Origin of the sequence: Sphingobacterium sp. BIGb0116 (genome assembly GCF_024808035.1) — a bacterium.
Lineage (GTDB): Bacteria > Bacteroidota > Bacteroidia > Sphingobacteriales > Sphingobacteriaceae > Sphingobacterium > Sphingobacterium paramultivorum.
This window is the reverse complement of sequence record NZ_JANUDT010000008.1, coordinates 80,770-107,478: the sequence shown is the minus strand read 5'-3', so window position 1 is coordinate 107,478 and position 26,709 is coordinate 80,770. Positions and strand designations below refer to the sequence as shown.

The 26,709-nt window shown below is 39.8% G+C and carries 15 protein-coding genes; 12 read left to right on the top strand and 3 right to left on the bottom strand.

The features are described 5' to 3' along the window. Positions 1 to 6 precede the first annotated feature (6 nt). Complete coding sequence (locus M2419_RS18600) at positions 7 to 3,504, bottom strand: DEAD/DEAH box helicase (RefSeq protein ID WP_153847103.1); 3,498 nt, start codon at positions 3,502 to 3,504, stop codon at positions 7 to 9. 10 nt (positions 3,505 to 3,514) lie between these two features. After that, complete coding sequence (locus M2419_RS18595) at positions 3,515 to 5,254, bottom strand: hypothetical protein (RefSeq protein WP_153847104.1); 1,740 nt, start codon at positions 5,252 to 5,254, stop codon at positions 3,515 to 3,517. Between the two features lie 799 nt (positions 5,255 to 6,053). Here M2419_RS18595 and M2419_RS18590 point away from each other — a divergent pair. The 11 genes from M2419_RS18590 (at position 6,054) to M2419_RS18540 (ending at position 23,156) form a co-directional block, all read left to right on the top strand. Continuing rightward, positions 6,054 to 6,899, top strand: a complete 846-nt coding sequence (locus M2419_RS18590) for a S41 family peptidase (protein WP_159730644.1) — start codon at positions 6,054 to 6,056, stop codon at positions 6,897 to 6,899. Between the two features lie 34 nt (positions 6,900 to 6,933). Further along, complete coding sequence (locus tag M2419_RS18585) at positions 6,934 to 8,025, top strand: DKNYY domain-containing protein (protein WP_153847464.1); 1,092 nt, start codon at positions 6,934 to 6,936, stop codon at positions 8,023 to 8,025. Between the two features lie 369 nt (positions 8,026 to 8,394). After that, positions 8,395 to 9,858, top strand: coding sequence for a hypothetical protein (locus tag M2419_RS18580; RefSeq protein WP_153847465.1), 1,464 nt, complete (start codon positions 8,395 to 8,397; stop codon positions 9,856 to 9,858). A gap of 127 nt (positions 9,859 to 9,985) precedes the next feature. Beyond that, entirely contained in the window at positions 9,986 to 10,513 is a 528-nt protein-coding gene (locus M2419_RS18575; RefSeq protein WP_112373850.1) for an RNA polymerase sigma-70 factor, read from the top strand. A 96-nt stretch (positions 10,514 to 10,609) separates the two neighbouring features. Continuing rightward, the gene (locus M2419_RS18570; RefSeq protein ID WP_159730648.1) at positions 10,610 to 11,557 is read left to right on the top strand and encodes a FecR family protein; all 948 of its coding nucleotides are present in this window, start codon (positions 10,610 to 10,612) and stop codon (positions 11,555 to 11,557) included. A gap of 67 nt (positions 11,558 to 11,624) precedes the next feature. Next, a complete protein-coding gene (locus tag M2419_RS18565) occupies positions 11,625 to 14,972 on the top strand; it encodes a TonB-dependent receptor (RefSeq protein ID WP_227550287.1) in 3,348 nt (1,115 codons plus the stop codon). Between the two features lie 180 nt (positions 14,973 to 15,152). After that, positions 15,153 to 16,673, top strand: coding sequence for a RagB/SusD family nutrient uptake outer membrane protein (locus M2419_RS18560; protein ID WP_153847467.1), 1,521 nt, complete (start codon positions 15,153 to 15,155; stop codon positions 16,671 to 16,673). Beyond that, positions 16,667 to 18,520 (top strand): alkaline phosphatase, encoded by a 1,854-nt coding sequence (locus tag M2419_RS18555; RefSeq protein ID WP_153847468.1) that lies wholly within the window; start codon positions 16,667 to 16,669, stop codon positions 18,518 to 18,520. Before M2419_RS18560 ends, M2419_RS18555 begins: the two co-directional genes overlap by 7 nt. 168 nt (positions 18,521 to 18,688) lie before the next feature. Then, positions 18,689 to 20,482 (top strand): alpha-L-fucosidase, encoded by a 1,794-nt coding sequence (locus tag M2419_RS18550; RefSeq protein ID WP_227550288.1) that lies wholly within the window; start codon positions 18,689 to 18,691, stop codon positions 20,480 to 20,482. 211 nt (positions 20,483 to 20,693) lie between these two features. Next, a complete protein-coding gene (locus M2419_RS18545; RefSeq protein ID WP_194932912.1) occupies positions 20,694 to 22,589 on the top strand; it encodes a PAS domain-containing sensor histidine kinase in 1,896 nt (631 codons plus the stop codon). A gap of 159 nt (positions 22,590 to 22,748) precedes the next feature. After that, complete coding sequence (locus M2419_RS18540; protein WP_153847470.1) at positions 22,749 to 23,156, top strand: response regulator; 408 nt, start codon at positions 22,749 to 22,751, stop codon at positions 23,154 to 23,156. A 105-nt stretch (positions 23,157 to 23,261) separates the two neighbouring features. Here the strand turns inward: M2419_RS18540 and M2419_RS18535 are convergent, their stop codons facing one another. Then, on the bottom strand, positions 23,262 to 25,037 hold the full coding sequence (locus M2419_RS18535) for an aminopeptidase P family protein (RefSeq protein WP_159730652.1): 1,776 nt from the start codon (positions 25,035 to 25,037) through the stop codon (positions 23,262 to 23,264). 236 nt (positions 25,038 to 25,273) lie between these two features. On the opposite strand from M2419_RS18535, the gene dacB reads away from it, so the two are divergent. Then, complete coding sequence (dacB, locus tag M2419_RS18530; protein WP_159730654.1) at positions 25,274 to 26,698, top strand: D-alanyl-D-alanine carboxypeptidase/D-alanyl-D-alanine-endopeptidase; 1,425 nt, start codon at positions 25,274 to 25,276, stop codon at positions 26,696 to 26,698. Positions 26,699 to 26,709: the final 11 nt, after the last annotated feature.

Sequence of the window (26,709 nt, the reverse complement as noted above, 5' to 3'; positions counted from 1 at the left end):
AATTGGTTATTCAAATAATTTAAGCAGCTCATCTTTACTGATCGATTTCATTAGATTGGCCTCATCTAAAATCAGTCCTTCGGATATTCGTTTTTTACTTTCTTGAAGGGCTAAGATGTGCTCCTCAACGGAATCCCGACAAACAATCTTATAAGCCATCACATGCTTTTCTTGCCCTATTCGATAACAACGATCTATCGCCTGTGCTTCGGCAGCAGGATTCCACCAGGGGTCCAAAATATAGACATAGTCGGCAGCCGTTAGATTTAATCCTGTTCCTCCCGCTTTAAGGCTGATGAGAAACACACGGCATTCGTCCTCTTTCTGAAATCTTTCGACCGCATTTTGCCGCTGATCTTGATTCATCTTACCATCAAGGTAGGCATAAGCTATTCCCTTATTTTCGATTCGTTGAGCCACCAGCTTAAGCATGGAAGTATACGCCGAAAAGAGAAGAATCTTATGATTTGGAGCTACTTCATCCATGATATCATCAATAAAATCCAATTTAATAGATTCATGACCGAAGCCGCCATCTTTCATCAGAATGGGCGAGTTGCAAAGCTGCCGTAGTTTTTGCAGCGCCTCGATCGCCCAAAATTTGGATTTCGGGGAATCAGCGTTATTCAGATTATTTTCAATCTCTCCCTTGAATATTTTTCTGACCTTATCGTATATTTTCCTTTGCTCCGGAAGCATATCCATATACAGAATTGTTTCGGTCTTTTCAGGAAGGTCCAAAGCAACCTGTTTTTTTGTACGCCGAAGAATAAAAGGTTGGATCATCTTTTGGAGGCCAAGGACAGTTTCTTGCGCTGTATTTTCATCTTTGATCCCCCGATAGGTGTTATTAAAATTGCCATAAGTTCCAAAAAAACCCGGGTTGACCATACTCATTTGTGCATAGATATCCTCCACGCCATTTTCAATAGGTGTTCCTGTCATCGCTATGCGATAGCAGGATTTTAGCTCAGTAAGCGATTTAAATCTTTTTGAATTACGATTTTTCACCGCCTGCGACTCATCTAAAATCATGTAACTAAAGGACTGGGATTTAAGAAAATCGAGCTCCATCATAACTGTTCCATAGGTTGTAATCAAGATGGATTCGTTCTCTATTTCTGTGACTTCCCTCCTTTTTTGTCCATGATAAATAGATGTCCGACGATTTGGGGAAAATTTCTTAAATTCTGCCAGCCAATTGAATAGCAGGGAATTGGGTACAATAATAATTGAGGGGGCTGCCTTTGGATTATTTTGATAGAAATATTCCAAAAGCGTTATTGCCTGTAAGGTTTTCCCTAATCCCATATCATCAGCCAAGATACCGCCCCATTGAAAATCGCTTAAGAATACCATCCAGCTAAACCCTGCCTGTTGGTAAGGGCGCAACTCTGCCTGGATCTCTTTCGGAACATCCAACAAGGCTATTTCATCCGTATTCAACAGTTTCTTTCGACGTTCCGCTAGGCTATTTTGAATAATACGGGGATCAATTCGATCCAGCAGTGTTTGGAAAGATAGCAATTGGGCTGAAGTGAGTTTAAGACAGTCGGTTTCAACAACCGCATAATTAAACAGCACATCAAATAATGCTTTATCTGAGGCTTTGATATATCCGAAAGATTTGTCCGCCAATTGAATGCTACTGTAGTCGTTTACGATCTTTTCTTCAAACTCTCCCGGTAAATAGATCATAGTTCCAAATTTGAAAATCATGTAAATGGAAAATACATTATTGTCCTGACGAATATCCAATACTTCCCATTTCAGTTGGTGCGGCAGCAAATAAGCTCCCTTTGAAATATTGTTCAGTATAGTTTTGTACCCCTTGCTCTTACATTTTTTTATAAATTCATACAGTCTATTTCTGTTGCTATACCCCTGCCATTCCAAGCGCTTAACCATCCTATTGCTGCAACTTTTCAAATTTGGCAACTGTGCTTCAATAAAGGTATTAAACTCATTCTCGCCAACAAGATCTCGCTCAGTATATAGGCAGGTTCCATTTTCCGATTTTAAAATCAAGTTTCCTCCATATGGAATTACATATTCTTCCTTTTCACTCAGCATAGCTTTCAATTCGAAATTTAAATGATCATCGTCGTCTTTCTCCACCACAACCTTAAATTGCGGCACATGATGAGCGGTATTAGAAATAAAAACTGTATCCTTGTTTAAAGGTTCAAGGTCTATATGAAGGGATGTTGACAATGGAATCAACATACGCGTAAAGAAGTCTTCATAGTCCCTCTTTAACACCGTTATTTTAGTGGAAATACTGTGAAAGAAACGTAATAGAAACTCCTTTTGTAGATTATCAACAAAAAGACACTCATCTTCATTTAGATTGATAAAGAAGAAATTGGACCGACATTCGGATGTATAGTCTTTCAACTCCTCTCCTTTGTAGACAAGAATTAACGATAGAAGCAGGTGATCGCTATATTCTTTCAAATGAAATTTCAGGCTAAGATCATCGCCCGCCAAAATCACATTCCGATAAGTTGTACGATATTTGGATGGATATTTAAAGTTTTCAATTGTGGTTTTAAAATTATTCCTATCGACAAAGGCAACACGTAATCTTTGATCCGATTTTCCTTCCAAAAGTTTACGCCAAGCACTGACGATAAAATCCTTCTCCACATGATCAAAGTCATTTCGCAGGTTATCTTGTTCCCTATCCCTTATTTGTCTTTGTGGACTTTTGGAAAAGGCTAAAATCTTACGACATAAATCGATTTTTAAGACATCACTATCAGCAAAATTCGCCAACTCATTACCAAATTCTCCTAAATAATTTATCTTACTGTCTATTTCAAAAGGTATTAAAAAGGGCAGTCCGTCCACCTGACGCTCACTAGGAATAACATACATAAAATCCGGGAAAGGCGCCCCATGCTGTCCCAGCCATCGATTTTCAGATGCTGCATCTAGCAATTCCGATTCAAGCTCCTGGTGGTCGAAATAATTATATACCTGACCAAATTGCTTATGGTTTTCAATACAAACCTTATCATTGCGGTAATATAGTCTAGAAATACCCAATTGAAAGAACTTATGCTGACTTTCGGGCAGGATGGCAATGTCTTTTGCATATAAATCATGTAAGAATTTATTACTGAGTAAAAACTTACGATAAAGCCCAATAATTACATAATCACACAGACTATCATGATGCTTTTTACAATCACACTTAACCTTCAATCCGATTTCTTTGATCTCGAGATCAATTTTGAGATATTTGTTTTTATAATTTCCGTCTCTTCTTAGAGAAAGTGACCATTTAAACTTGTTGACTTTGATTATCCTAACGCTGTAACTATAAAGACGGAAATCTTCCAGTGGTATTTCTCCTTTATAGAGCTTAAGAAAGTAGTCTGATGAAATATAAAGATCCTCCCGGTTTTCCCAGGGAATAATAAAGCTATTCTTCTCTTTGTCAGGTATAATCGGAGCAACATCTGTTGCTAGCCCCAGATTTTCAACATTATTTCCCATAGATCCTTCTTTAGTGCTTATTGAAATTAACCTCCGATTTCAGCTCCATATACCGTATGCTCTGACCACAGAGATCGACAAAGAAATCTGTAATTTCTCTCGCTTTTGACCTAAAGTAGTCCATATCAAGCTGAGCTAATTGTGAAGGAAGCTCATAGACCCGCCCTTTCATCTGTTTTAATAACTCTGCATTCAATATTTCTTCTATATCAGCTCTGGTTGTAAAAAACTCTTTCACTTTTTTATCACAGATACAGGTCCAGTCTACCAGATCGGCTATAGTCACATTCATTGGGGCATAACCGATCCGGAGGTAGAGATAACTGTATAGTCCAATTGAAGTCAATTGATTTAAAAATAATACAGCCAATTGTGGACTAGCAAGTCCTTCAAAAGCAAATACACCTAGCAGATCCTGCATGAGTTTTGAATTGCGTGTCCATGAAATGGATGTCTTAAACAATGTATCATGCCAATTGACAGGAGAAACGGAATATGTTGGCTTATAACTCGGACGACGGTAAACAACAACAGATTCATTCCAGATGGTATGGGAGAAACGGCTGCCCAGATCCAGTTTTGTTGCCAGGAAATCTGTACTCATAAAAGCTACAACTGCAGTAACTCGACCATAAACGATTTTTCGAAAATGACAGTGACCTATTTTCTTTTTTATTACTGCAAGGTAGATTTCTGCCTTTTCATTTTCCACCGCAGGAAAATGAAAAAGTCCTTTTCCATGTGCATCGCTTACGTAATAATTGAGCAGCATCATTTGTTCGGGATTATTCTCCTGACGAATCTGAGCCAGCACATGAAGTATATCTGCCTTATACCGCTCCGGCCAAGGAAATGCATGAAACTGCGAGGTCGTGGCATTCGATAATGTAGTCTCCTTCGCCGCCAGATTACCTACTGCAACTTCGACGTTTTTATTTGCGACTTTTTGTTCCGCTATTGCCAACAATTTTTCATAGCCCATTTTAAGGCCTTCCATAAAACTCAAGTACAGCTGTTCAATTGTATGAAGAACAAACTTGCAATGCTCATAAAGCCAGGAGGCATCAAAGGCGGAGATTTCGAGGTCCTTGTTTTGTTTCACCGCATCAAAGGCACTGTCCAATAATCTAAAACGTTTCTTTTCTTCCTCATCCTTTCCGACAAGGGACTCCCTTAACATGGAAAAATGCTCATTGAGGCTTTTAATTCTGTTATTAACATGATGTACATTATTGGCTTTTCCGTCAATCATTAGCTGTAAAAAACGCAAGTGGTTTTCCATACTTTGATGTAACATAAATACAGCCCTTTGATAGTTGCCCTGTTGACCAAATGTTTCAGCCCCCTGTAAGAAGCCCGCTGAAATAGGTAAGAGCTTCTGGTAATATTCATCAGCTATTTCTAGAACACTTTTTAGCTCTTTCGCTTGAAGGGGTGGGCTCTTTTTGCTACCAGCCTGATGAACGGTATTTTTAGGTAGGGAGGCATAGGAATAATACAGACTCCCCACTTTGACTTTACTGAGCATTTCAGCAATTGGCACCAGCTCAAAGGAAATATTCTTCTGGTCCATTAAACATAATTCCACAATAGGCTTTAAGACCTTCGGTGAAAGCCCGCTCACATGCTTGAGCGCCAGAAGCAAATGATAATACTCCTGACCGAGAAACTGATATTTAAAAAGATAGGCACGATCGAGATCCATACGCTGAGAAAGCCGATCGATAATTAATTGGCTATTAATTTCCATACTAAATGATTTAAGATTAAAAATTTGGCACAATAAATTACCCCAACAGATCAGACTGTTACAGATCATTATTGCAAATAATCAATACTTTATTGTAAAAAAAACAGTATTACAACCAAGGAGACTAAAGAGGGGTTAACACATTACTACATATAGACGTTCGCCCCTTGGCTTTTCAGGAAATACCAGCATTTAAATCAACATGTATTCAAATCATTCATTTAGCGAAAAAGTGTTTCCCGTCGCTGGCAATATAGACAGATAAAACACTTTGTTTTCCCATTAAAAGAAAAACAAAATAGAATACATTAATATAGTTTATATATACAAATATATAAATAAACAAAACCAAATCAAAATATTATTTATCATTAAAGTTTTAAATAAAGGATATCGGCCTGTACATAAACACACGACCATTTATTTCCGGCTTTTACAAATTATAAATATATGCTGCGAATTGTAAACAACTCACGAATCAATTATATATTTCTACTATTTTTAGGCTATTCAATTATTAAGCTATAGAGAATACGCTATTTCTTAAATTGCATTAATTTTAACAACCATATCCATGACCAATACCAAATTATTCCTCATCTTTTGTCTTGTTTTCTTTGTTCGACCAATATATGGTCAAACCACCTGCAACTGCTCACAGTCACTTAAGCAATTAATTATAAAAATAGAGAGCGAGTACCCTGGTTTTCCAGAAAAAACCAAGCAGAATAAGGACCTGTATCAAGCTAAAAAAAATATATTAACGAAGAAAAGCTTGCTGGTTTCAAATGGGACCTGTATGCAACTTTTGCAGGAATATCTTGACTTCTTCCACGATGAACACATTGTCTTAGATGATCTTTCCAAAAAGAAAAATGCTCCACAGACAAGTACCGAAACCCCAAAGGCAGAACCAGAAGAGGAAATAAGTTCAAAATCGATCAGTCCCGATATATTTTATATTAAGATCTCAAGCTTCGGGTATGAAAACATAGCCCCTTTCAAAGAGCTGATCGAAAAAAACAAAGAAAAGATCGAAAGCAGTAAAGGACTTATTATAGATGTACGAAACAACGGTGGTGGAACGGACGATGTATACCAGCCGCTGTTGCCTTACATCTTAACTAATCCCATCCGGATTATGAGTGTTGAGTTTTTTGCGACACAAACCTTAGTCAATGGTTTGCGTGATTATGCCATCAAGAATATCAAGCAGGATTCTCTGAATGAAGTAAAGAGAATTGACGAAGATCTGCGGGAATACAGGGAGAATATCGGAAAATTTGTACTGTATGGTGACAAGAAGGTGATCATAGATACGATTGTCCTTAATAAAAAGAGTCCGCAACAGGTCATTATCCTAGCCAATAGAAATGTAGCCAGTTCAGCGGAGAATTTTTTATTCAGTTCCCGCCAGAGCAAAAAAGTAAAAATCATGGGAACCCCGAGTATGGGCGCCCTTGATTATGGCTCTATACGTGAGTTCAAATTTGGTTGCGACAACTACCAGCTCCTTTTGCCGACCTACCGATCTACTCGACTACCACAATATCCAATTGACAATATAGGTATACAGCCAGACATCTATCTGGATGAATCTATTACAGACTGGATCGATTTTGCGGTGCGTTACATCAATGAATAATCAATAATTGCGATAAAGTATAACGTTGGCGAGTATGAAAAATATCTTAAAAATGGGAATAATAAGTGCTTTGATAGGTCTGCTCTTTTCCTGCAAAGAGCAAGTGAGTCCTTTGTCTGAAGATTACTACAAAAAGAGCGGTGCGATTTATTTTATACCGGGCGGAAACGGCTTTGAACGAGGTTCGAGAAAGATGGTTGCCGATCTGGCAAGTTTTGCTGTGATCAAAGAGGTCTATGCCCGCGATAAAGATCACGTCTATTTTATGGGATGCCCGCAAGAGCTGGTCGATGTAAAGACCTTTCAACTGAAAAACAACATTCCAATCGATCAGGAGCATGTATTCAAGTTTGAAGGTTTTGCTTCGGCTACTTCAACGTGCAATCAAAACCAGCTTACAATTATCGAAGGTGCCGATCCTGCAACGTATACAACGTTATATCATCACCTTCCAGCACTAGCTAAAGATAAAGCACATTACTTTTATAGGTATCAACCGCTGAACGTCGACTATGCTTCATTCAACGTAGTTAACAGTAATTTTGTAAAAGATAAAAATCAGCTTTTCGTAGTAACAGACAAGGCGATTCTTCCGCTCCACTATAAAACAGAGAACGTTAAGGCTCTCAATATAGCCTATCTACTACTGAATGACCGAATACTGCTCTACTACGAGCCTTATCAAAACATCGGCATACTGGAGATCGAACTTCCCTCGTCAAACAACATAAAATTCCTTAATGATAAGACAGTAATCATTGACCAATTGGTGATTATCTTGGGTAAGAAATTTGAATATGCAGCGGTGGATGCCGAAAGTTTCGAGCTATTGGAAGGGGCAAATGGAAAAGTCCTTTGGTCGCGCGACAAAAATCATGTCTATTACGAGCAACAATTATTTGCCGAAGCAGATCCGAAAACCTTCGAGGTTCTCAAGTTCGCTGTAGCAAAAGACGCGAACCACATTTTCATTGGAAATAAAATATTCAATGGCCCTGATGTAAAAAGCTTCAGAAAGGTTGATAAGTCGCGAGTAAACCATGATTTCGAAGATGACCTGGGCAACAAATACTGGTACCAAACCAACAAAGGGGAGGTTATTTTGGTTCCGGTTACTAAAAAGTGATCACACTAATCGGCTCAACAATAAGCAAAATTTGAGCCGATTAACCAATTTAATCGGCTCGACCCCAAAATTAGCGCTACTCCTTCCCGATATCATCTGTCCAATCAACGGTTAATATTACACGCCAACAGGCTATAACTTACAATATACCGCATTCCATTTCACTTTCATTACACTAAATCTCCCCTGATTGCCGTCAAGATAATCACTGAAATCGGCTATTTTTCTAAAGCTTGTTTTCCACTACTTTAGCTTCGAAACCAACGCGTTTCAGAGCGTGTACGATTCGCATTCGGCCTCGATCAACGAGAGCAATTGCAATAACATGCGAGCTGCAAACAAGTAGGTCCAATTTATAGAAAAAAAAGGATGATCAAATCATTATTGCTAAGTATAACAGCTATGCTATGTATCACAGCATGTGCACAGGAATCCGCCATAATCACAAAAAATGACCGGGTTAAATGGATTCCCTATCAAACCAAAAATAAGCAGTTTGTCTATGTCGACAGCGCATTCCATAAGAAGCTATCCCAAGAGTTCCATTGGGCTCAGCCTTTCACGTCCACAGGATATGCACTGGTAGCCAATGAAAAGGATCAAACGGGGATCATTAACAGCAAAGGTGAATTTATCGAACATTATTCCGACGCAGATTTACAGCTCTTAGACCTCGAACAGGTGACTCTCGTAATGAAACGCCAGGAATATGAAAAGAAATTGCCCTTCTGGAAATGGGACTGGAATATCCTAAGCAGTTATATCAAGAAAACAGCTACTTATGTCAAGCTCGAAATACGGGTATTGGAAAGTAATCAGGTCCTGCTGAAAAAAGATATTCCTTACGATGAGAACGAGTATAACCTTGCAACTTACCCCTTAGGCGACAAGCACCTGATCCTCAACGGGAACCTGTATCTGCTAAAAGATCAAAAACTTAAGAAAATAGAAGAACACATTGAAATGCCCTTGGAAAACGGACGTTATATTCCAGCATCAGCAAACAGTTTTGCCATCCTTGATATCCAAAGCAAAAAACCGGTTTTATCCGCTTTGACAGGCATAGACAAAATAGACCTTCTTTGGAAAAATGAGGCCATACAGCTCGATTCCATCAATCAGGAGCGCTACAGCCCAGCAATCCCCAAACTACTAAAGGACAATAATACAGGCAGCATATATGCCTTTCCACAATACGACAAAGCTTTTCCAAAACAAATTAGACAAGCCAATGCTACACAGATTGCCTTTCTAAAAGAAATATCCTTAGTTTATTCGGTGACTAATTCGCCCTATTTTATTCTAGGCAGATTTAACTACGATCATGCCATCTGGGCTTATGATTGGCTATATATAGATAAAGATGGCAACTTATTGGACACCATCAAAGCCCCGAATTTCTATATCCTGGATCAGGTGGGTAATTTGGTCTGGCCAGACAAACACATGTTACTCACCTCAAATGCCATGGAGAAGAAATGGAAGACCGGAAAAATAAAATACATCGATTCATCAGAAGATCTTTATTTAATTGATGTAAAACGAGGTGATCTGGAACCTACAAAAGGCCTATGGAATTCAAGTGCAAAGACTTGGGATATAAATCCCGATTTCGAACATATTGAAACCTTAGATGGTAAACGACAAATCTTCGCATTACAGGAACATAAAGATGGTCGCTATACTTTATACAACAATAAGACAAAACAACGAATCGGCAACAAAAGCTACATGACCATCAATCCAAACGGTTGGGTACAGCATAAAAATGAACACAATCAGAATGAGAGCTATTTTATAGACATCGCTACAGGCGAGGAATATAAAGAATAAAAATATACCGCTCAATTTCAGCAGAAATCCCCAAGATTAATTTATAACAGACAAAATATACTCTTTAAGATTTATTAACTTTAAAGGAATACTGAGTTATTAGCTTTGTCCAATTAAAACTGATCTTGTGAGCGAATTATTGATAGCATCATTAAAGCAAGGTGACCACTTTGCCATGGAACAGATTTTTAATCTGTATTGGGAAGCCATATTTGATGCAGCTTTTAAGAAAATAGGTGACGAAAATGTGGCTCAGGACATTACCCAGGAAATCTTCATTTCGCTGTGGGAAAACCGTGAGCAGGTCATCATATCCGGTGGCCTTGCAGCCTATCTACATGGGGCTGTAAAATTCAAAGTAATCAACCATTTTCGGAATACGACAGTTAAAGATGGACACAAAGCCGAACTAGCGACTTTAATGAACCAACAATATGCTGATTCAGCGGACGACCTGCTGATCCTAAAAGATGCGCAGCAAAAAGTTGAAGAAGCTTTAATGCAGCTTCCCGAACGTATGCGGCTGGTCGTCACAATGAGCCGCAAGCAAGAAAAATCAATCAAGGAAATTGCGAGCGAGCTGAATGTATCGGTACAAACCGTCAAGAATCAAATTACCTCGGCCATGAAACTGCTCAAAAAAAGCCTCTCTTAGGCAGTTCCTACATTTTTTTGAGTGTTAACAATAAATTAATATACTCCTAATATTTTCGACTAGTACCAATTCCCATTTGAAGTGACATGTATTCAAATGATGGAAGAAAAAGCAAAGCAGCTACTGCAAAAATATTTAAATGGAGAGGCCAGCGCCGCCGAGATTAAACAAGTCGAAGATTGGTACGCCCAACTGGATAACGCATCAAAAAAAATTCCGCAGGAACGCAAAGCAGCACTGCGCGAACAATTATTGGCCAATATCCAGTCCGGTATTTCAGAAAAGGAAAGTAAACGAGCTCCCCTGCCGTATTCACCTGTATTCAAAATAGCGGCCGCTATTTTAATGATTGCTTCCATAGGACTTCTTTATTGGAAAGTAAATAATCAACCTATCGCACCATCTTCGCAGATCGTCACGACAACCCTTGCAGGTGAACATAAAAAGATTGTATTGGCAGATGGTTCGGAAATTATCATGGAACCATCTTCAAAAATCAGCTATCCAAGTAAGTTCAAGGGAAATATCCGTGAAATAGCACTTACCGAGGGGGAAGCTTTCTTTGATATTGCCCACGACGAACAACACCCATTTCAGGTACAGCTTGCATCCAAGCTAGCGGTTAAAGTATTGGGTACCTCCTTTCGGATAAGAGCTTATCAGGCTTCCGACCAAGTCGAAGTCACCGTTGCTACCGGTAAGGTGGCGGTACAGCAACAAGATAAAATCTTGGGTATATTAACCAAAAACCAAAGTCTACGTTACAGCAAAGAAACCGCACAATCTTCACGTAGCGTAGTAGAAAAAAATACAGCTGTCGCCATAGCGTTTGATGGAACAAATCTACAAGAGGTCGCAAAAAAACTGGAATATATCTACAACATTGAAATTATCTTAAAGGATACATCGCTTACGTCTCTAAAAACAACAGCCACATTCAATAGCACACAAAATCCGGCCGAAATACTGGATATCATCTGCAGCCTGCATCACCTAAAGTACAGTACGATTGAAAAGGATAAAGTATTTAAAATCCACAAATAATGTCTAAAAATTTACCTAAAACATCTTAGTCACCATGCGTAATTCATTACCTAATTATTACAAAAAAATGAAAACACCTGCATTCAAGAGAGAATTCTCTTTTTACCGGATCATGAAGTATCCCTGCATCGCATTTTCGATTACTTCAGTATTCTGCAGTTCATTGATGGCCTCCCCAAGCATGGCCCAACGTTTGGACAAAAGCAGTGTAAACATCAAAATAAGCAAGGGCGAAAAACTCGATGTGATTCTCCACAAAATCGAGAGTCTTTCGGGCCTTCATTTTGTTTACAATCCCGATCTATTGCAAGAACGGAACACAGTCTTAAGCGGCAGCTTTAAAACTGAACCCGTTCGCTCTCTCTTGAATAAGCTTGGAATCAATGCAGTGGAAAAAGAGGACTATGTGATCCTGAACACGCAAGCAAACATCAAGGCAGACCGAATCGTTACCGGTTTTGTAAGAGATACAACAGGGACTGCAATTGCGGGTGTTTCTGTAAAAGTAGTGGGTACGCAGGTAGGAACCACAACAGATACAAAGGGTGCATTTCGAATCGAGGCTGGACCACAGGCCGTACTTTCTTTTTCGATGGTCGGATTCCATTCTAAAGATGTTTCTGTTGGTGAAAATGAAGTTATAAATGTAACGCTAAGCGAAGAGCGTTCGACCCTATCCGAAGTTGTTGTTGTTGGTTATGGAACCCAGAAAAAAGAGACACTAACGGGTGCTATAGGTGTGGTTTCCCTTGATAAATTATCCTCACGATCGGTAAACAGTGTCGGAGAAGTATTGGCTGGAAAATCTCCTGGTGTCATTGTGACAAACGAAGGTGGCGATCCAACTTCGCCTCCTCGCATTAATATTCGGGGTGCCGGTGGTATCAATGGTGAAAATGTACTCTACGTTATTGACGGTTCGATTTTCTTAGGTACACCACAATTAAATCCCAACGATATTGAATCCATTTCGGTCCTTAAAGACGCGTCGGCAGCAATCTATGGAGCGAGAGCTTCTGGTGGTGTGGTATTGATCACCACTAAAAAAGGGAGAAAAGGACAGATGCAGATCAGTGTCGATGCCAAAATCGGCCAACAAAGTGCATGGCGTAAATTACAGCCTTTAAATGCGGAACAACGCGCTGAGGTAGCAGCAACGGCAGCAAAAAATGGCGGAACAGCCATTTTACCAGCTTTCGATCCAACAAAATATCCAGATGGGCTTGTCACAAAAACCAATTGGATGGATGAAGTATTTAGAAATGCGACATTGCAAGATTACAATGGTGCAATAAATGGCGGAAATGAAAAGTCAAATTTTTACTTGAGCTTCAATTACCGTAAAGCAGAAGGTATTGTACTCAATACAAAAACACAACGTTACAACTTCAGGATAAACTCAGAACATCAAATTACACCGTGGTTAAAAGTAGGTGAAAATCTATCCTACAGCAATACCAATGGAAATGGCGCCAATACGAGCAGCGACTATACTGGGGCGCTATTGTCGGCTATTTATTATCCAACCAATGGAACGCCCTACAATGCTGATGGGAGCTTTGCTGGTTTGCCAGGACCTTTCCCTGGCGACTATGGTGATATCATTAACCCTGTCGCAGAATTGATGCGCATAGACATTAATAATCCTGTCAGTGTCCTGGTTGTAAATCCATATGCCAATATCCAATTAGCAAAAGGCCTAACGTTCAGATCTAACTTAAGCATTACCAAATCGAACATTAAATATAAAAGCTTTACACCAAAACGTCCTGAAATAGGGAAACCCGTTTTGAGCAATAGTCTAGTGGAAAGAGCGAGTGACGCAAATGATATCCTTGCCGAACAAGTGCTAAATTATAAGACTAAATTTGACGTTCATCAACTTGATTTGACTGGTGGTTATAGTTTTCAAAAAACCAAAAGTAGTTATTTGAATGCTTCGGGTACCGGCTTTGACGACGAATCCAAACAATACAGATACCTGAATAACGCCAATACAATACAACCGTCAGAAAGTGGTTATGGAGCCACAGCACTTTCGTCTCTTTTCCTACGAGCGAACTATAATTACAATGAAAAATACCTACTATCCTTAATTGGCAGAAGAGATGCTTCATCCATAATTCCATTAAAAGAAAATAGAGCGCGGTACTATTATTCAACATCTGCTGGATGGGCTCTACACAAAGAAGATTTTTTGAAATCTGTAGAATGGTTAAACGAGCTTAAATTAAGAGCTAGTTACGGTAAATTGGGTGGTCTAGCCAACCTAAATCCACTGGATGTTAACCCTCTTCTTATTCGTGCCGATGCCTATTTTGGTGAAAATCCAAAACTACAAAATGGATATGCTCAGAATGTGTTACCCAATATGGATATGCGATGGGCCGAAAGTAAACAAACCAATATAGGTTTAGATCTTGGAATTTTGAATGGATTGAGCTTGGTAGCAGATTATTTTGTCAAAGAAACAAATAAGATGATTTTAACCAAACCTCTTCCGGGAACAGCGGGCTTGAGCACACAAACGATTAACGGGGGTTTAGTAAAAGATAAAGGTATTGAACTAGGGTTAACTTATAGTAGTGCTAAAAATAAAGATTTTTCGTACTCTATTAATGCGACGCTAACCAAATTAACCAACAACGTTCAAGAATTGGCTCCTGGATTGAACAATATCGCAGTAGGTACTAATTTTAGAAATGAGCTAGCTCCGTTGACAATTACTGTTGGCCAACCTCTTTACAGTTACTACGTATTAAAGACGGATGGTATCTTCCAGAGTCAGGCAGAAGCTGATAACTACAAAAATGCCAATGGACAAAAAATTCAACCCAATGCAAAAGCGGGCGATTTCAAATTTGTAGACATCGATGGGAATGGTTCGATCGGACCAGAAGATCGCTATTACGCCGGTAGTGCATATCCTGATTTTTCTTACGGTCTGAGCTTCAATGCGAATTACAAAAACTTTGATCTCAATATTTTTGCACAAGGTGTACAAGGGAACAAATTATTTAACGCCATCAAAAGAACAACCTACAGCGCGAGCGGTCCCTCATACAACAAATTAGTAGGAATCCTAGATGCATGGTCACCAGAAAACCCGAATGGGAAAGTGCCTATTATCTCCAGTTCAGACGCCAACGGAAACTTTAATGCATCAGATTTCTATATTGAAGATGGTTCTTTCCTTCGTATCCGAAATGTCACATTAGGTTATACACTACCAAAATCTTTGACTGACAGATATAAACTTGGAAACGTGAGAGTCTATGCGACTACGAACAACTTATTTACGTTTACAAAATACACTGGTTTTGATCCAGAAATTGGTATGGATAACAATGGACTTGATGTCGGACGTTACCCACAAGCCCGCAGCTTTATCTTCGGTCTAAATGTCAATTTTTAATATTAGCAGAATGCCAATGGGATCTAAACGAAGGTTACTTCTTACAAGGATTATTTAGTTTAAGATCTTATCGATTATTAAAACGAGAAAAATAAAAATGATGAAACCGAAAAATAAAAGTTGTCATTCACAGACGGAAGACTTTACCCAGGTTTTATCAGTCATTAAAAAAATAAAACGATGAAAACGAATATCAAATACCTTGCAATAGCAGCAGTAGCACTTTTTGCATCGTGCGACAAACAGTTGGATATAACGCCTGAAGGTTCACCTTCCGCTCAGAATTTTTGGAAAACCGAACAGGATGCCATCAAAGCGGAGGCTGGTATGTATGAAAAATACAATGAAGAGGATTATTACGGTCGTGGGATGTTTTGGTTTATTAATGCCAGTGACGACATGGTAACGGGACGTAACAAACCGGAAGCCGATAATATCAAAAACTTCAACCGCAATTACATCGGTGGTGGTTATACCGAATCTCAATGGAGCATGCGTTATGCGATTATAAAAAGAGCTAACGATATTATTATTAATGTTCCCAATATAAGCATGGATGAAGCTCGAAAAAAACAGATCATTGGCGATGCCTATTTCAATGCCGGTCTGGTTTATTTTCAATTGGCAGCAAACTATGGCAACGACAAGGCAGGTGTGCCTATTGTTAAACCTGAAACAGATGCAACCGTACCCGTACCCCGTGCTAACAATGTCAACGAGAACTATGACTACATTGCTTCTTTATTTCTAAAAGCAGCAGAAAACCTTCCGTATTTCTCAGATATGAATGCTTCGGATTACGGTAAAGCGCACAAAACTGCTGCATGGGCTTATTTATCAAAAGTATATCTGTACAAAAAAGATTATACCAATGCTGTGAAGTACGCGGATATGGTGATCAGTTCGGGCAAACATGATTTATTGACCAATTTTGTGGATGTGTTTAAAGCGGCTAACAACTGGTCCAAAGAATATATCTGGTCGGTGGTCTGTACACCAAATGGCGGTGGTACTGGCTGGGGAAGTAAACTTCCCGGTGTTATGCTCACCAACAAGGCTTGGGGAATCTACAATGGCTGGGGCTACTATCTACCGACAAAAGAACTGTATGATTCTTTTGAATCTGGAGATCTACGCCGTGAAGCGACGATATTGAAACCTGGGGATAAATTCCAGTTTTTTGGCAATGAACGCACTTTCACAAAAGACGGAGGCGCTACATCCAATTACCAATTCAAGAAATACATGGAGCCGTTTTCTTATAAAGACCCTATTCCAACACATGTCAATCCAAATGGCGATAACGGAACAACAGACCTCAATGTACCATTGATGCGTTATGCCGAAGTATTATTGATTAAAGCTGAGGCAGCCATTAATTTAAATGGGGCTGGGGCCGGTGATACTGAATTAAATAAAATTAGGAAGAGAGCTGGTTTAATAGCAAAGAGCGGAATGACTCTTGTAGACCTAAAACGTGAGCGCCGCAATGAGCTTGCTGGTGAATGGGCAGACCGTCACCGTGATTTGGTCAGATGGGGCGATGCGCAAGCTACCTATGCCAAACCTTTACACGATTTCGATGGTGCTGTAATTTGGCCGGCTAGAAATTTCAATCCGCAAGTACATGATGTTTGGGCAGTTCCGCAACGCGAGATCGACAACAGTTCCGGTGTCATTAAACAGAATGCAGGATGGTAAAAAACAATAAATTAATGTGGCTGCTATTTGCCGGCCTAAGCATTCAGTCAGTTTCTGCACAACAGAAACTGACTGCCAATGCAGGTCATAGCCACAATGATTACAAACAACAAATCCCGCTGTTGGAGGCTTACTATGCTGGAATGGGCTCTATCGAAGCGGACGTCTTCTATCGCAATGGAGAGCTTTACGTCGCCCATGAAAGCAGCGAAATCAAACCAGGGAAGACGTTAAAAAAACTTTACATCGACCCTTTAATTGCTTTCTTTAAGGAGAACGGCAATAAACCTTATGCCAAACCTGAGCAGACCTTACAGCTCGTGATTGATATCAAAGAAAATTACGAACAGGTATTGTCTAAATTGTTGGCCGATTTGAAGGGCAACGAATCTATATTCGACCAGCAGAAAAATCCTTCCGCCATTAAAATTGTCGTCAGCGGTGAAATCCCGCCGCCGGAAAAGTTCGACAATTATCCATCGATGATTTATTTTGATGGCCGGCCGGAAAAAGATTATACGCCGGCACAGCTCAAACATATTGGGATGATCAGTCAGGATATTAAACAGTATTCTGTCTGGAATGGCAAAGGGACGCCTACTCCACCCGACCTTGAAAAGATGAAATCTGTGATAGACAAAGCGCATAAATTGGGTAAACCTTTTCGTTTCTGGGCAACCAAAGACAGTCCCAATAGTTGGAAAGAACTTGGTCACATGGGGGTAGACTGGATCAATACAGACCATCCTACTGCGCTTAAGAATTTCTATTTAAACAACGCTAAAGTCGAATACGCAAATCCAAAGGCCTACGTTCCCTATCAGCCAACCTATAAAAATGATGGCGCAACAAGTAAGGTCAAAAATGTTATTTTACTTATTGGTGATGGAATGGGCTTGGCCCAAATACAAGCAGGTTTAAGTGCCAATTTTGGTCAGTCCAATATCATCAATATGAAACATATTGGTCTTTCGCGCACCGAAGCATCCAATTCGGATTTTACCGACTCCGCTGCGGGCGGGACAGCTTTGGCTACTGGACATAAAACCAATAATCGGTATATCGGTGTGGATGCCAATGGCAAACTGATCAGCGCTATACCAGATACGCTGGCGCAACATGGGATCAAAAGTGGTATCATCAGTGCGGGAGATATTACAGATGCTACTCCGGCTGCATTTTACGCACATCAGATCGACCGAACAATGTCACAGGAAATTGCGGCAGATTTCAAAAATAGCCATGTGGATATCTTAGTTGGATCCCGTCGCGAAAGCTTCCTCAACAACAAGGATAACACGCTGATGAAGCAACTGACCGAAAAAGGGTATCAGCTTCAGCAAAATTTAGACGACTTTGAAAAAGCGACATCGGGCAAACAGTTGGTGCTCCTAGCGGATTCTGCGACAAGAAGAATACTCGATGGACGGGGAGAAATGCTAAAAAATTCCCTCTCAAAAACGATTCAGCTTTTGTCTAAAAATAAAAATGGCTTCTTTATCATGGCCGAGGGTGCACAAATCGACTATGGAGCCCATGCCAACGATCTTCCCTATGTTGTCACCGAGCAACATGACTTTGATCGGCTTGTAGGGGAAGCCCTAAAATTTGCGGACCAAGATGGTGAAACACTAGTCATTGTCACTGCAGATCACGAAACTGGCGGACTTTCCCTATTGGATGCCAATTATAAAAAGGGAACTGTTAGGGGTAATTTCAGTAGCGATGACCATACCAATATTATGGTACCTGTCTTTGCTTATGGACCAGGTGCGCAAAATTTTATGGGCATTTACAACAATACATCCGTTTTTAAAAAGATTATCCAAGCCTATAACTTGAAATAATCGCTTTAAAGTTTTCATACAACATGAAACCCCTTAGTTTAAATACGAGGGGTTTTCACTTTTTCACCGACTACATTCCATAGTTTACAACCACTCCAAAATCCAATTTAAGGATTGATGTTCGATTTTTTGCCTATCTTGTAAGTCAAAAAAAAAAGAACAACCTTTATGATACCATCAATCAAGCGACTACTGATTTTGTCATTATTGCTATTCAGTATTTCGGCCAAACTATTTGCACAAACTTCTGAAAAAGCCTCTTGGTTTAAAGATGCCCGCTTTGGCATGTTCATTCATTGGGGACTATACAGTGCGGCTGAAGGCATGTGGAAGGGTGAACCTTTACGTTATATGAATAACTATGCCGAGTGGTTAAGATATCGCAACCGCGTTTCCAAAGAAGAGTACGGTACTTTGGCAAAACGTTTCGACTGGAGTAAAATAGATCCTGAGCAATGGGTTCTTCTAGCAAAAGAGGCTGGGATGAAATATATCATCATCACCGCCAAACATCATGATGGTGTTGCCCTTTGGGACACAAAAGTTGGTCATTATAGCCTCCCAAAATTGAGTGGTTCCAATCGGGATGTCATCAAAGATATCGCAGAGGCTTGTAGAAAGCACGGCATGAAATTAGGTTTTTATTATTCACATTGGATTGACTGGGAACATCCATACGGCTGGAACCATCAACAGGAGCTGTCGGGACATGTTACCGATGCTCAATACAATCAATATTGGCAGGAAAAAGTTATCCCTCAACTTCGCGAACTGATGACTAACTATGGCGACATTGCATTGATATGGTTCGACATGTGGATCCCTTATCAAAAGTCGATCATTAAAAAAGAACAATTACTGCAAGTTGTCAAACTGATCCGTGAACTACAGCCTAATTGCCTGATTAATTCACGTCTAGGTCTTCCTACGGATGCGGAGAATGTGGATTTTGAAACATTAGGAGATAACCAATTTGGCAGCAATTACATTAACCATCCATGGGAGACACCGGGCACCATCGCGCATTCATGGGGTTACAACGGTCAGGAGAATGAATGGAAATCAACCAGTCAAATTTTCCAGTCATTAATCTCCAATGTAAGTCTCAACGGGGGCTTCACCTTAAATATCGGGCCACGTGCCAACGGAACAGTTCCCTACGAAAGTGTCAGTCGTCTGCACGAAGTCGGAGATTGGCTAAACAGCTATGGAGAGGGCATCTATGGCAGTACCGGCCTTGATCTAAAAAACAATCATTTCGATTGGGGTTACCTAACGACCAAAAAAGAAGGACAAAAAACAGTCGTATATGCGCACGTCTTTAATTGGCCCTTAGATCATACACTTCGGATTACAGGAATCAAATCGACCCCAGAACAGGTTTCACTAATGAAGGGAAGTGTATCTACGGCACTAAAATTTGATCAAAGTCTCAGTCTAATCCATATCCAATTACCTGACGCGCAACCTGACCACTATGTTTCAGAAGTTAAATTGACTTTTAACAGTCCGCTGGAATTGGACAAAAATACAATCCCGGAATCAACCTTTGGTGGCTTTTCGTTGAAATCAACCAATAGCCTCAACCAAGGGCTCAAAATTGTACGCTATAACGGCAAAAATCCAACGCATGCGATCCTGACGGGTGATACGAAGATCGATTGGGAGGTAACCATCCCTGAAGCAGGCGTCTACTCACTCGATTTCTCAGCACATAATCCCAATAAACAAAACAGTGTTTTTGAAGTCAGTACTGCCAATCAGCTGCTGAAAGGAAGTTTTGCTCCTACAAACAAAATGGTGGTCGAGCCCAATGAAAACAATTACACAGAAGAATTTGTCGAAAACCGCATCGGCAAATTTAAATTCGATAAGCCCGGAAAATATATCGTAACCTTAAAAAGTAAAGAATTACAGCCACTTTGGTTTAACTGGATGTGGCTCGAAAAAATTAAGAATTAAACATAAGTCCTTAGGTACAGAAGATGTAAAATACCAGCAAGCAGATTACTATGCACACATAACAATCTGCTTGCTAGTAATTTATACAAAAAGTTACATATTTTAATATTTATTTATTATTTTGGGGTAAAAGTTACCAATTTTGCAAATAGGGGCTGATAGGCCACTTATGCTTATAAATGAGAAAATTAACCCTAAACATTGTTGGATAATGCATCTGCAACGGGACTCTTTATCTATGCTTTCTGACCAAACTGTAAATACAAGGTTGGAAGGATTAATCACGACCACCGATGATGGCACTATTCTACTGTTTAACAAACGCGCACAAGAGCTTTTAGACCTCGAAAGTACGGCAGATACCAACAAACTACATGAATTAATTACGTTTTATACAGCTGATGATCTTTCAGAACTATCGCCTACAGAAACGCCATTTTTTAGTGCTCTTTCCAAAAACCAAAACCAAAATGAAATTATCCTAGGACGAAAAAAGGATCAAGAGTTTAGATGGTATCAATTCAATGTTCATCTTATTATAGAAGACAATAAAAAAGGTCTTTTAATCTCATTTATTGATGTATCGAAATTGGTCAACAAAAATCGTGTCCTAGAAGATAAACAACACCAACTTCAATTGCTTGTTGCCTCATTGAATGATCTTGTATTCGAAGTAACCGATACTGGGGTTTTTAAAAACTACTGGACCAACAATCCGGATCTATTGTTCTATACGCCAGAAGAATTTCTAAATAAGAGCCTCACGGAACTCTTCCCACCTGATCTTGCAGTGCCCGCTCTTCAATTAATACAAAGTTCATTAAAATTGGACCGCGAACTTAAGATGGATTTTCAATCCAATTTAAAAGAGCACAAAGACAAATGGTACCGGTTACAGATTAAACCTATACATAGGGCGCTGAACCGGGTAGCCCTGGTTATTTCCGACATTACAAAACAAGTCGAGTCCAATGAAAAGAGTAAATTCAATGAACACAAGTTTAATCAAGCATTTTATTTATCTGGTCTGGGAATCTCGTTGACAAGTCTCGAAGGTTACTGCATAGAATCCAATAACATGTTAACCAAAATTCTTGGTTATTCTCATGAAGAAATGTCGACAACCAAGTTTACTGATCGAACACACCCAGACGATATAGATAAAGATGTTGAACTTAGAGAAAAACTTGTCAGGGGCGAAATCGAAGCATTTACGCTTCAAAAACGCTATCTACATAAATTAGGGCATTTTGTATGGTGTTCTGTAACGGTTGCGGCAGTTTTTGATAATGCCAATACCGCACAATTTCTGATCGTCCAGGTGCAAGATATTTCAGAATCAAAAAAGAATATCGAAATCCTAAAAAGGCAAAAGATTGAATCGGATCTAGTCAAAATAGATCTTGAAACCAAAATACGACAACTAGAAGAATTTGCTAACATCCTCGCTCATGATCTAAAGGGCCCGCTCAGCAATATACAGATGCTTATTGACGAAATCAAGGTAACGGATGATGAAAAAATAAAGGCTGATTTTATGAACCTTCTGCATATTAGCAGTGACAACCTGAACGAAACATTACATGATTTGGGGGGTATACTTGATATCAAATCAAACAATTCACTGATTTACGAGCAATGTAGTTTTCTAGACGTATTCAAAAAAGTGCAACAGCAATTTATGGAAGAAATACAGCAAAAAAATGCGACTATTTCCATCGAATTCAATGTAAAAGACATTTATTATCCTAAGATTTACCTGGAAAGTATCTTAAGCAATCTCCTGAGTAATGCACTCCGATTTACGACAAAAGATAGAGCCCCTAGGATCGAAATACATACACATCTGGAACAAGAAGGAACGTTATTAACGGTTAAAGACAACGGGCTGGGTATTAACCTGCCAAAATACAAATCTGAGCTGTTTATGTTTAAAAAGGTTTTTCACCGTGGATTTGAGACTAAAGGTGTCGGGTTGTTTCTCATTAGATATCAAATCGAATCATTGGGCGGAAAGATCGATGTACAAAGTAAAATCGATTCGGGTAGTACCTTTTATGTCAAATTTTTAGAAAAAGCATATAAAGATCCGCTGATACAACTATAATAAAAAAATAGTGTTCAATCCTGTTCGTAGAAAATGACTGCTACGATCCTGGACAGCGTGATATCACAAGTAAAAGAGTAAAAGAAAAACTGCAATGTCAATCAACAACAAAGATGAGGTTTATTGACACGATGAAAACAATTATTAATCAAAAAGACCATGACTCCTGAAACTAAAAGAACGATCATTCTCATTGATGATAATGCCATTTTACGTACTATTTTCGGTCATATGCTACAGGGATTTACCGAATATGAGATTGACTTTCATTCCTTCAAAAATGCACTGGATGCATTGGATTTTTTGGATAACAATGACATCAGCCAGTCGTTGATGCCACCCATACTCTTTGTGGATATCAATATGCCATTTATGACTGGTTGGGAGCTAATGGATGTACTTGAAAACAGGACCGACTTCATCAAACGAACCAAGATTTTTATTGTCAGTTCCTCTACGAGCAAAAACGATCAGGAGCAACTGGCTAATTATCCTTTTATAAGCGGTTTCATTCTGAAACCTTTTGGAAAAGAATCTATTTATGAAATTTTGAAAAAAATCGATTAAAAAAAGCCCCCCAAACTTTATTACTTAATTATTGGGGGGCCTTTTATTTTGACAACTTATTGTTGTGGACAGCGGACAGCCACTGTCGTTATTCTTTTTGAGCGATTAAATTGCCTGACACTTATCTGCCAACCAATTTTTTTCCTCAACAGTAAGATGAGTCGATAATTGATCAAATACCCACTGATTATAGTTATTTAGCCAGGCAATATGTTTCTTATCCAATAAGGATTTTTCGACTAAATCGGTTGCGATATAACATATTGTTAGTGTCTCAAAGTCCAGAAATTCTCCAAATTCGGAAGATCCTGCTTTACGGGTCAACACGAGGTTCTCAATGCGAATACCATGTTTGCCGACGCGATACAATCCAGGCTCTATCGAAGTAATCATACCTGGTTCAACAGCAACATCTATTGCAGCTGCATTGAACACTTGTGGACCTTCATGTACGTTCAAGAAGAAACCGACACCATGTCCCGTACCATGCCCATAATTGCGTAATGTTTCCCACAATGGACGACGCGTAATTGCATCGATCTGATAGCCCCGTGTTCCAGTAGGGAAAATGGCCTGAGAACCTTCTATTGTTCCCTTGAGTACAAGCGTATAATCCTCTTTTTCCTCCTGCGTAAGGCCTCCAAGCGTTACCACTCTTGTAATATCCGTTGTACCTGTAGTATATTGCCCCCCAGAATCTACCAATAGTAAACCTTTAGGCTCTAGTGCATAATTCGATTTTTCATTAGCCGAATAATGCGGCAGGGCACCATGATCCAAATATCCCGCAATTGTCGTGAATGAGACGTCAACAAAGCCATCTTGACTTTCGCGAAATCCACGTAATTTGTCAGCAATAGATAATTCAGAAAGCTCACCAGAGGAGACATTCTCTTCCAACCATTTGAAGAAACGAGTCAACGCTATACCGTCTTTTACAAATGTATGGCGGTTATTTTCAACTTCAACCTTATTCTTAATTGCTTTTAAACTCGTCGAAGGGTTTATTTTCTCAACAATTTTAACCTGTTTAGGTACGCTGTCGAAAACAGCAAAACAAGTCCGTTTGGGATCAATTAAAATTGAAGTAATATCTAATGTAGGAATCGTTTTAAAAACATCCTCATAAGCTGCAATATCCACTCCATAGCCTTTCAGTTCTTCCGTTGCCTGAGTTGTCAACTTCGAAGGTTCAATATAAAGCGTTGCTTTTTCTGCTGTAATCAATACAAATCCCAAAACAACAGGATTACAAGGTACATCCTGACCACGGATGTTTAATAACCAGGCCAGGTCATCCAAAGATGAGATCAGATGAGCCTCCGTTCTGTTCTTTTTCATCTCCGCGCGGACAGCTTCAATTTTAGAAACTGTTGACTGCCCCGTAATATTTTCGTCCAGCAGGTAGGCCTGTGCCTTAGGCAGCTCTGGTCGTCCTTCCCATAATGATGACAACAGGTCAACATGACCATCTACTTTAATCTCCAAAGGCTCCAAAGTATTCTGAACAGATTGAGCCACCAATAAAGAAGCGAGATTGCCATCAAAAGCAACCTTAGCACCAGCACCCAACTGCTCGCCCAACCAATCTGCATACTCCGCTGCGCCCTGCACTTTCAATTTCACCAATTCAAAACCTGTTCCTGCCAATTGCTCCACTGCTTGGACAAAATAGCGAGAATCGGTCCAAAGGCCGGCAAAATCTTGTGTGATTGCCAACGTACCTGCTGACCCGGTAAAACCCGAGGCCCAGGCAATGCATTTATAACGTTCCGGTAGATATTCACTGATATGAGGATCTGAAGATGGAATGATATATCCATCGATTCCCTGAACCTTCATCGCCTCACGAATGGCAGCTAATTTTTCGATATGCTTCATGTCGTCTATACAATTTTATGCAAGTTAGGATTTTTTAGGGTCGAATGCCTAACTTTAAGCCAAATAAAACAAACGAAGTACAGCGAACGCTTTTCCCTTAAAATAGGCTGCGTTCAAGTCATCATGATAAATCCAATGGAATATCCATGATTGCCAGCACGAATAGAGATAACCGTGTTTACAAACTCATTGAAGATAAACTGGGATATACCATAGGACGATAAAAAATAATATATATGAACCAATTTCTGCTAAGTACCATTGCTTTTTCTACTTACGCGTTAACGACCGTTACCACTCCATTATTTGCGCAGGATCTTCGCAGTAAAATTCAGGATGCTTTTACGCAGTTTCAAAATCAGGAAAGCCTCAGGAATGGTTTGAGCTCACTGATAGTTTTCGACGGAAAAACAGGCCAGACTGTATTCGCGGCAAATGAAAATATCGGACTAGCAACCGCATCCACCATGAAGGTAATCACTTCGGCGACGGCCTTGGACTTCCTGGGCAAGAATTTTCAGTTCAAAACAACCCTGTATTATACAGGTGAAATCGACGAGAATGGTGTGTTAAACGGAAGTATTATTGTGACAGGCACGGGAGACCCCACCCTTGGCAGCGCTCGCTATCCGGAGACTCAGGCAACAACGATACTGAACAAGTGGCTTACAGCGATCCAAAATGCCGGTATCAAAAGTATTAATGGCGCTATTATCGCCGATGATCGGCTTTATAATGGGAACCAGCTTCCGGGTGGCTGGATCTGGACTGACATGGGTAACTACTACGGCGCGGGGATTTCTTCGCTCAATTGGTGTGAGAACGCTTTTGGCATCAATTTTACCCCAAGTAATAAAATTGGCGCCAAAGCGGAGATCCTTAGTTATACAGCCCAAGTTCCCTATCTGGAAATTATCAATGAAACAACCACTGGTAAATCAGGAAGCGGCGACAATGTATACGCCTATGCTGCCCCCTATTCAACCAAGATATTTGTGCGTGGTTCGTATGGCCAGGATCTCAAGAAAACAATTGAGCTCTCCTCTCCCGATCCGGCTTACGATCTCGCTTATCAATTAAACGAAGTCTTAAACAACAACGGTATTGTTGCCAGCGAACGACCTGCTACTGGGGCAAAAATGGATTCAGTCGATGTTTCAAAAAAACAAACCCTGGATATTCACCTATCCCCAACCTTAGATAAAATTGTCTACTGGTTTAACCAAAAGAGCATCAATCTCTATGGAGAAGCTCTATTGAAAGCGATCGCTTATACAACAGCGGGTAAAACGGGCACCGACGATGGCGCCTATTATATCCAAAAATATTGGAATGCCAAATTAGGCATAAAATCCAGTGAGCTCAATAGTATGGATGGTTCGGGACTATCGCCTCAAAATCGAGTGACCACATCAGCGATGAATAAGATTATGCAGTATGCACAAAAACAAAGTTGGTACCCTGCTTTCTACGAAAGTCTTCCCACCTATAACAATATGAAGATGAAAAGTGGAACAATCGGCGGCGTACTTGGTTATACAGGTGTACATACCAATAAAACAGGACAGTCATTTACCTACACTTTACTGGTTAACAACTATTCTGGGTCGGCCTCCAGCATGCGTCAGCAAATGTTTAAACTGTTGGATGTCCTGAAGTAACATATTATTGT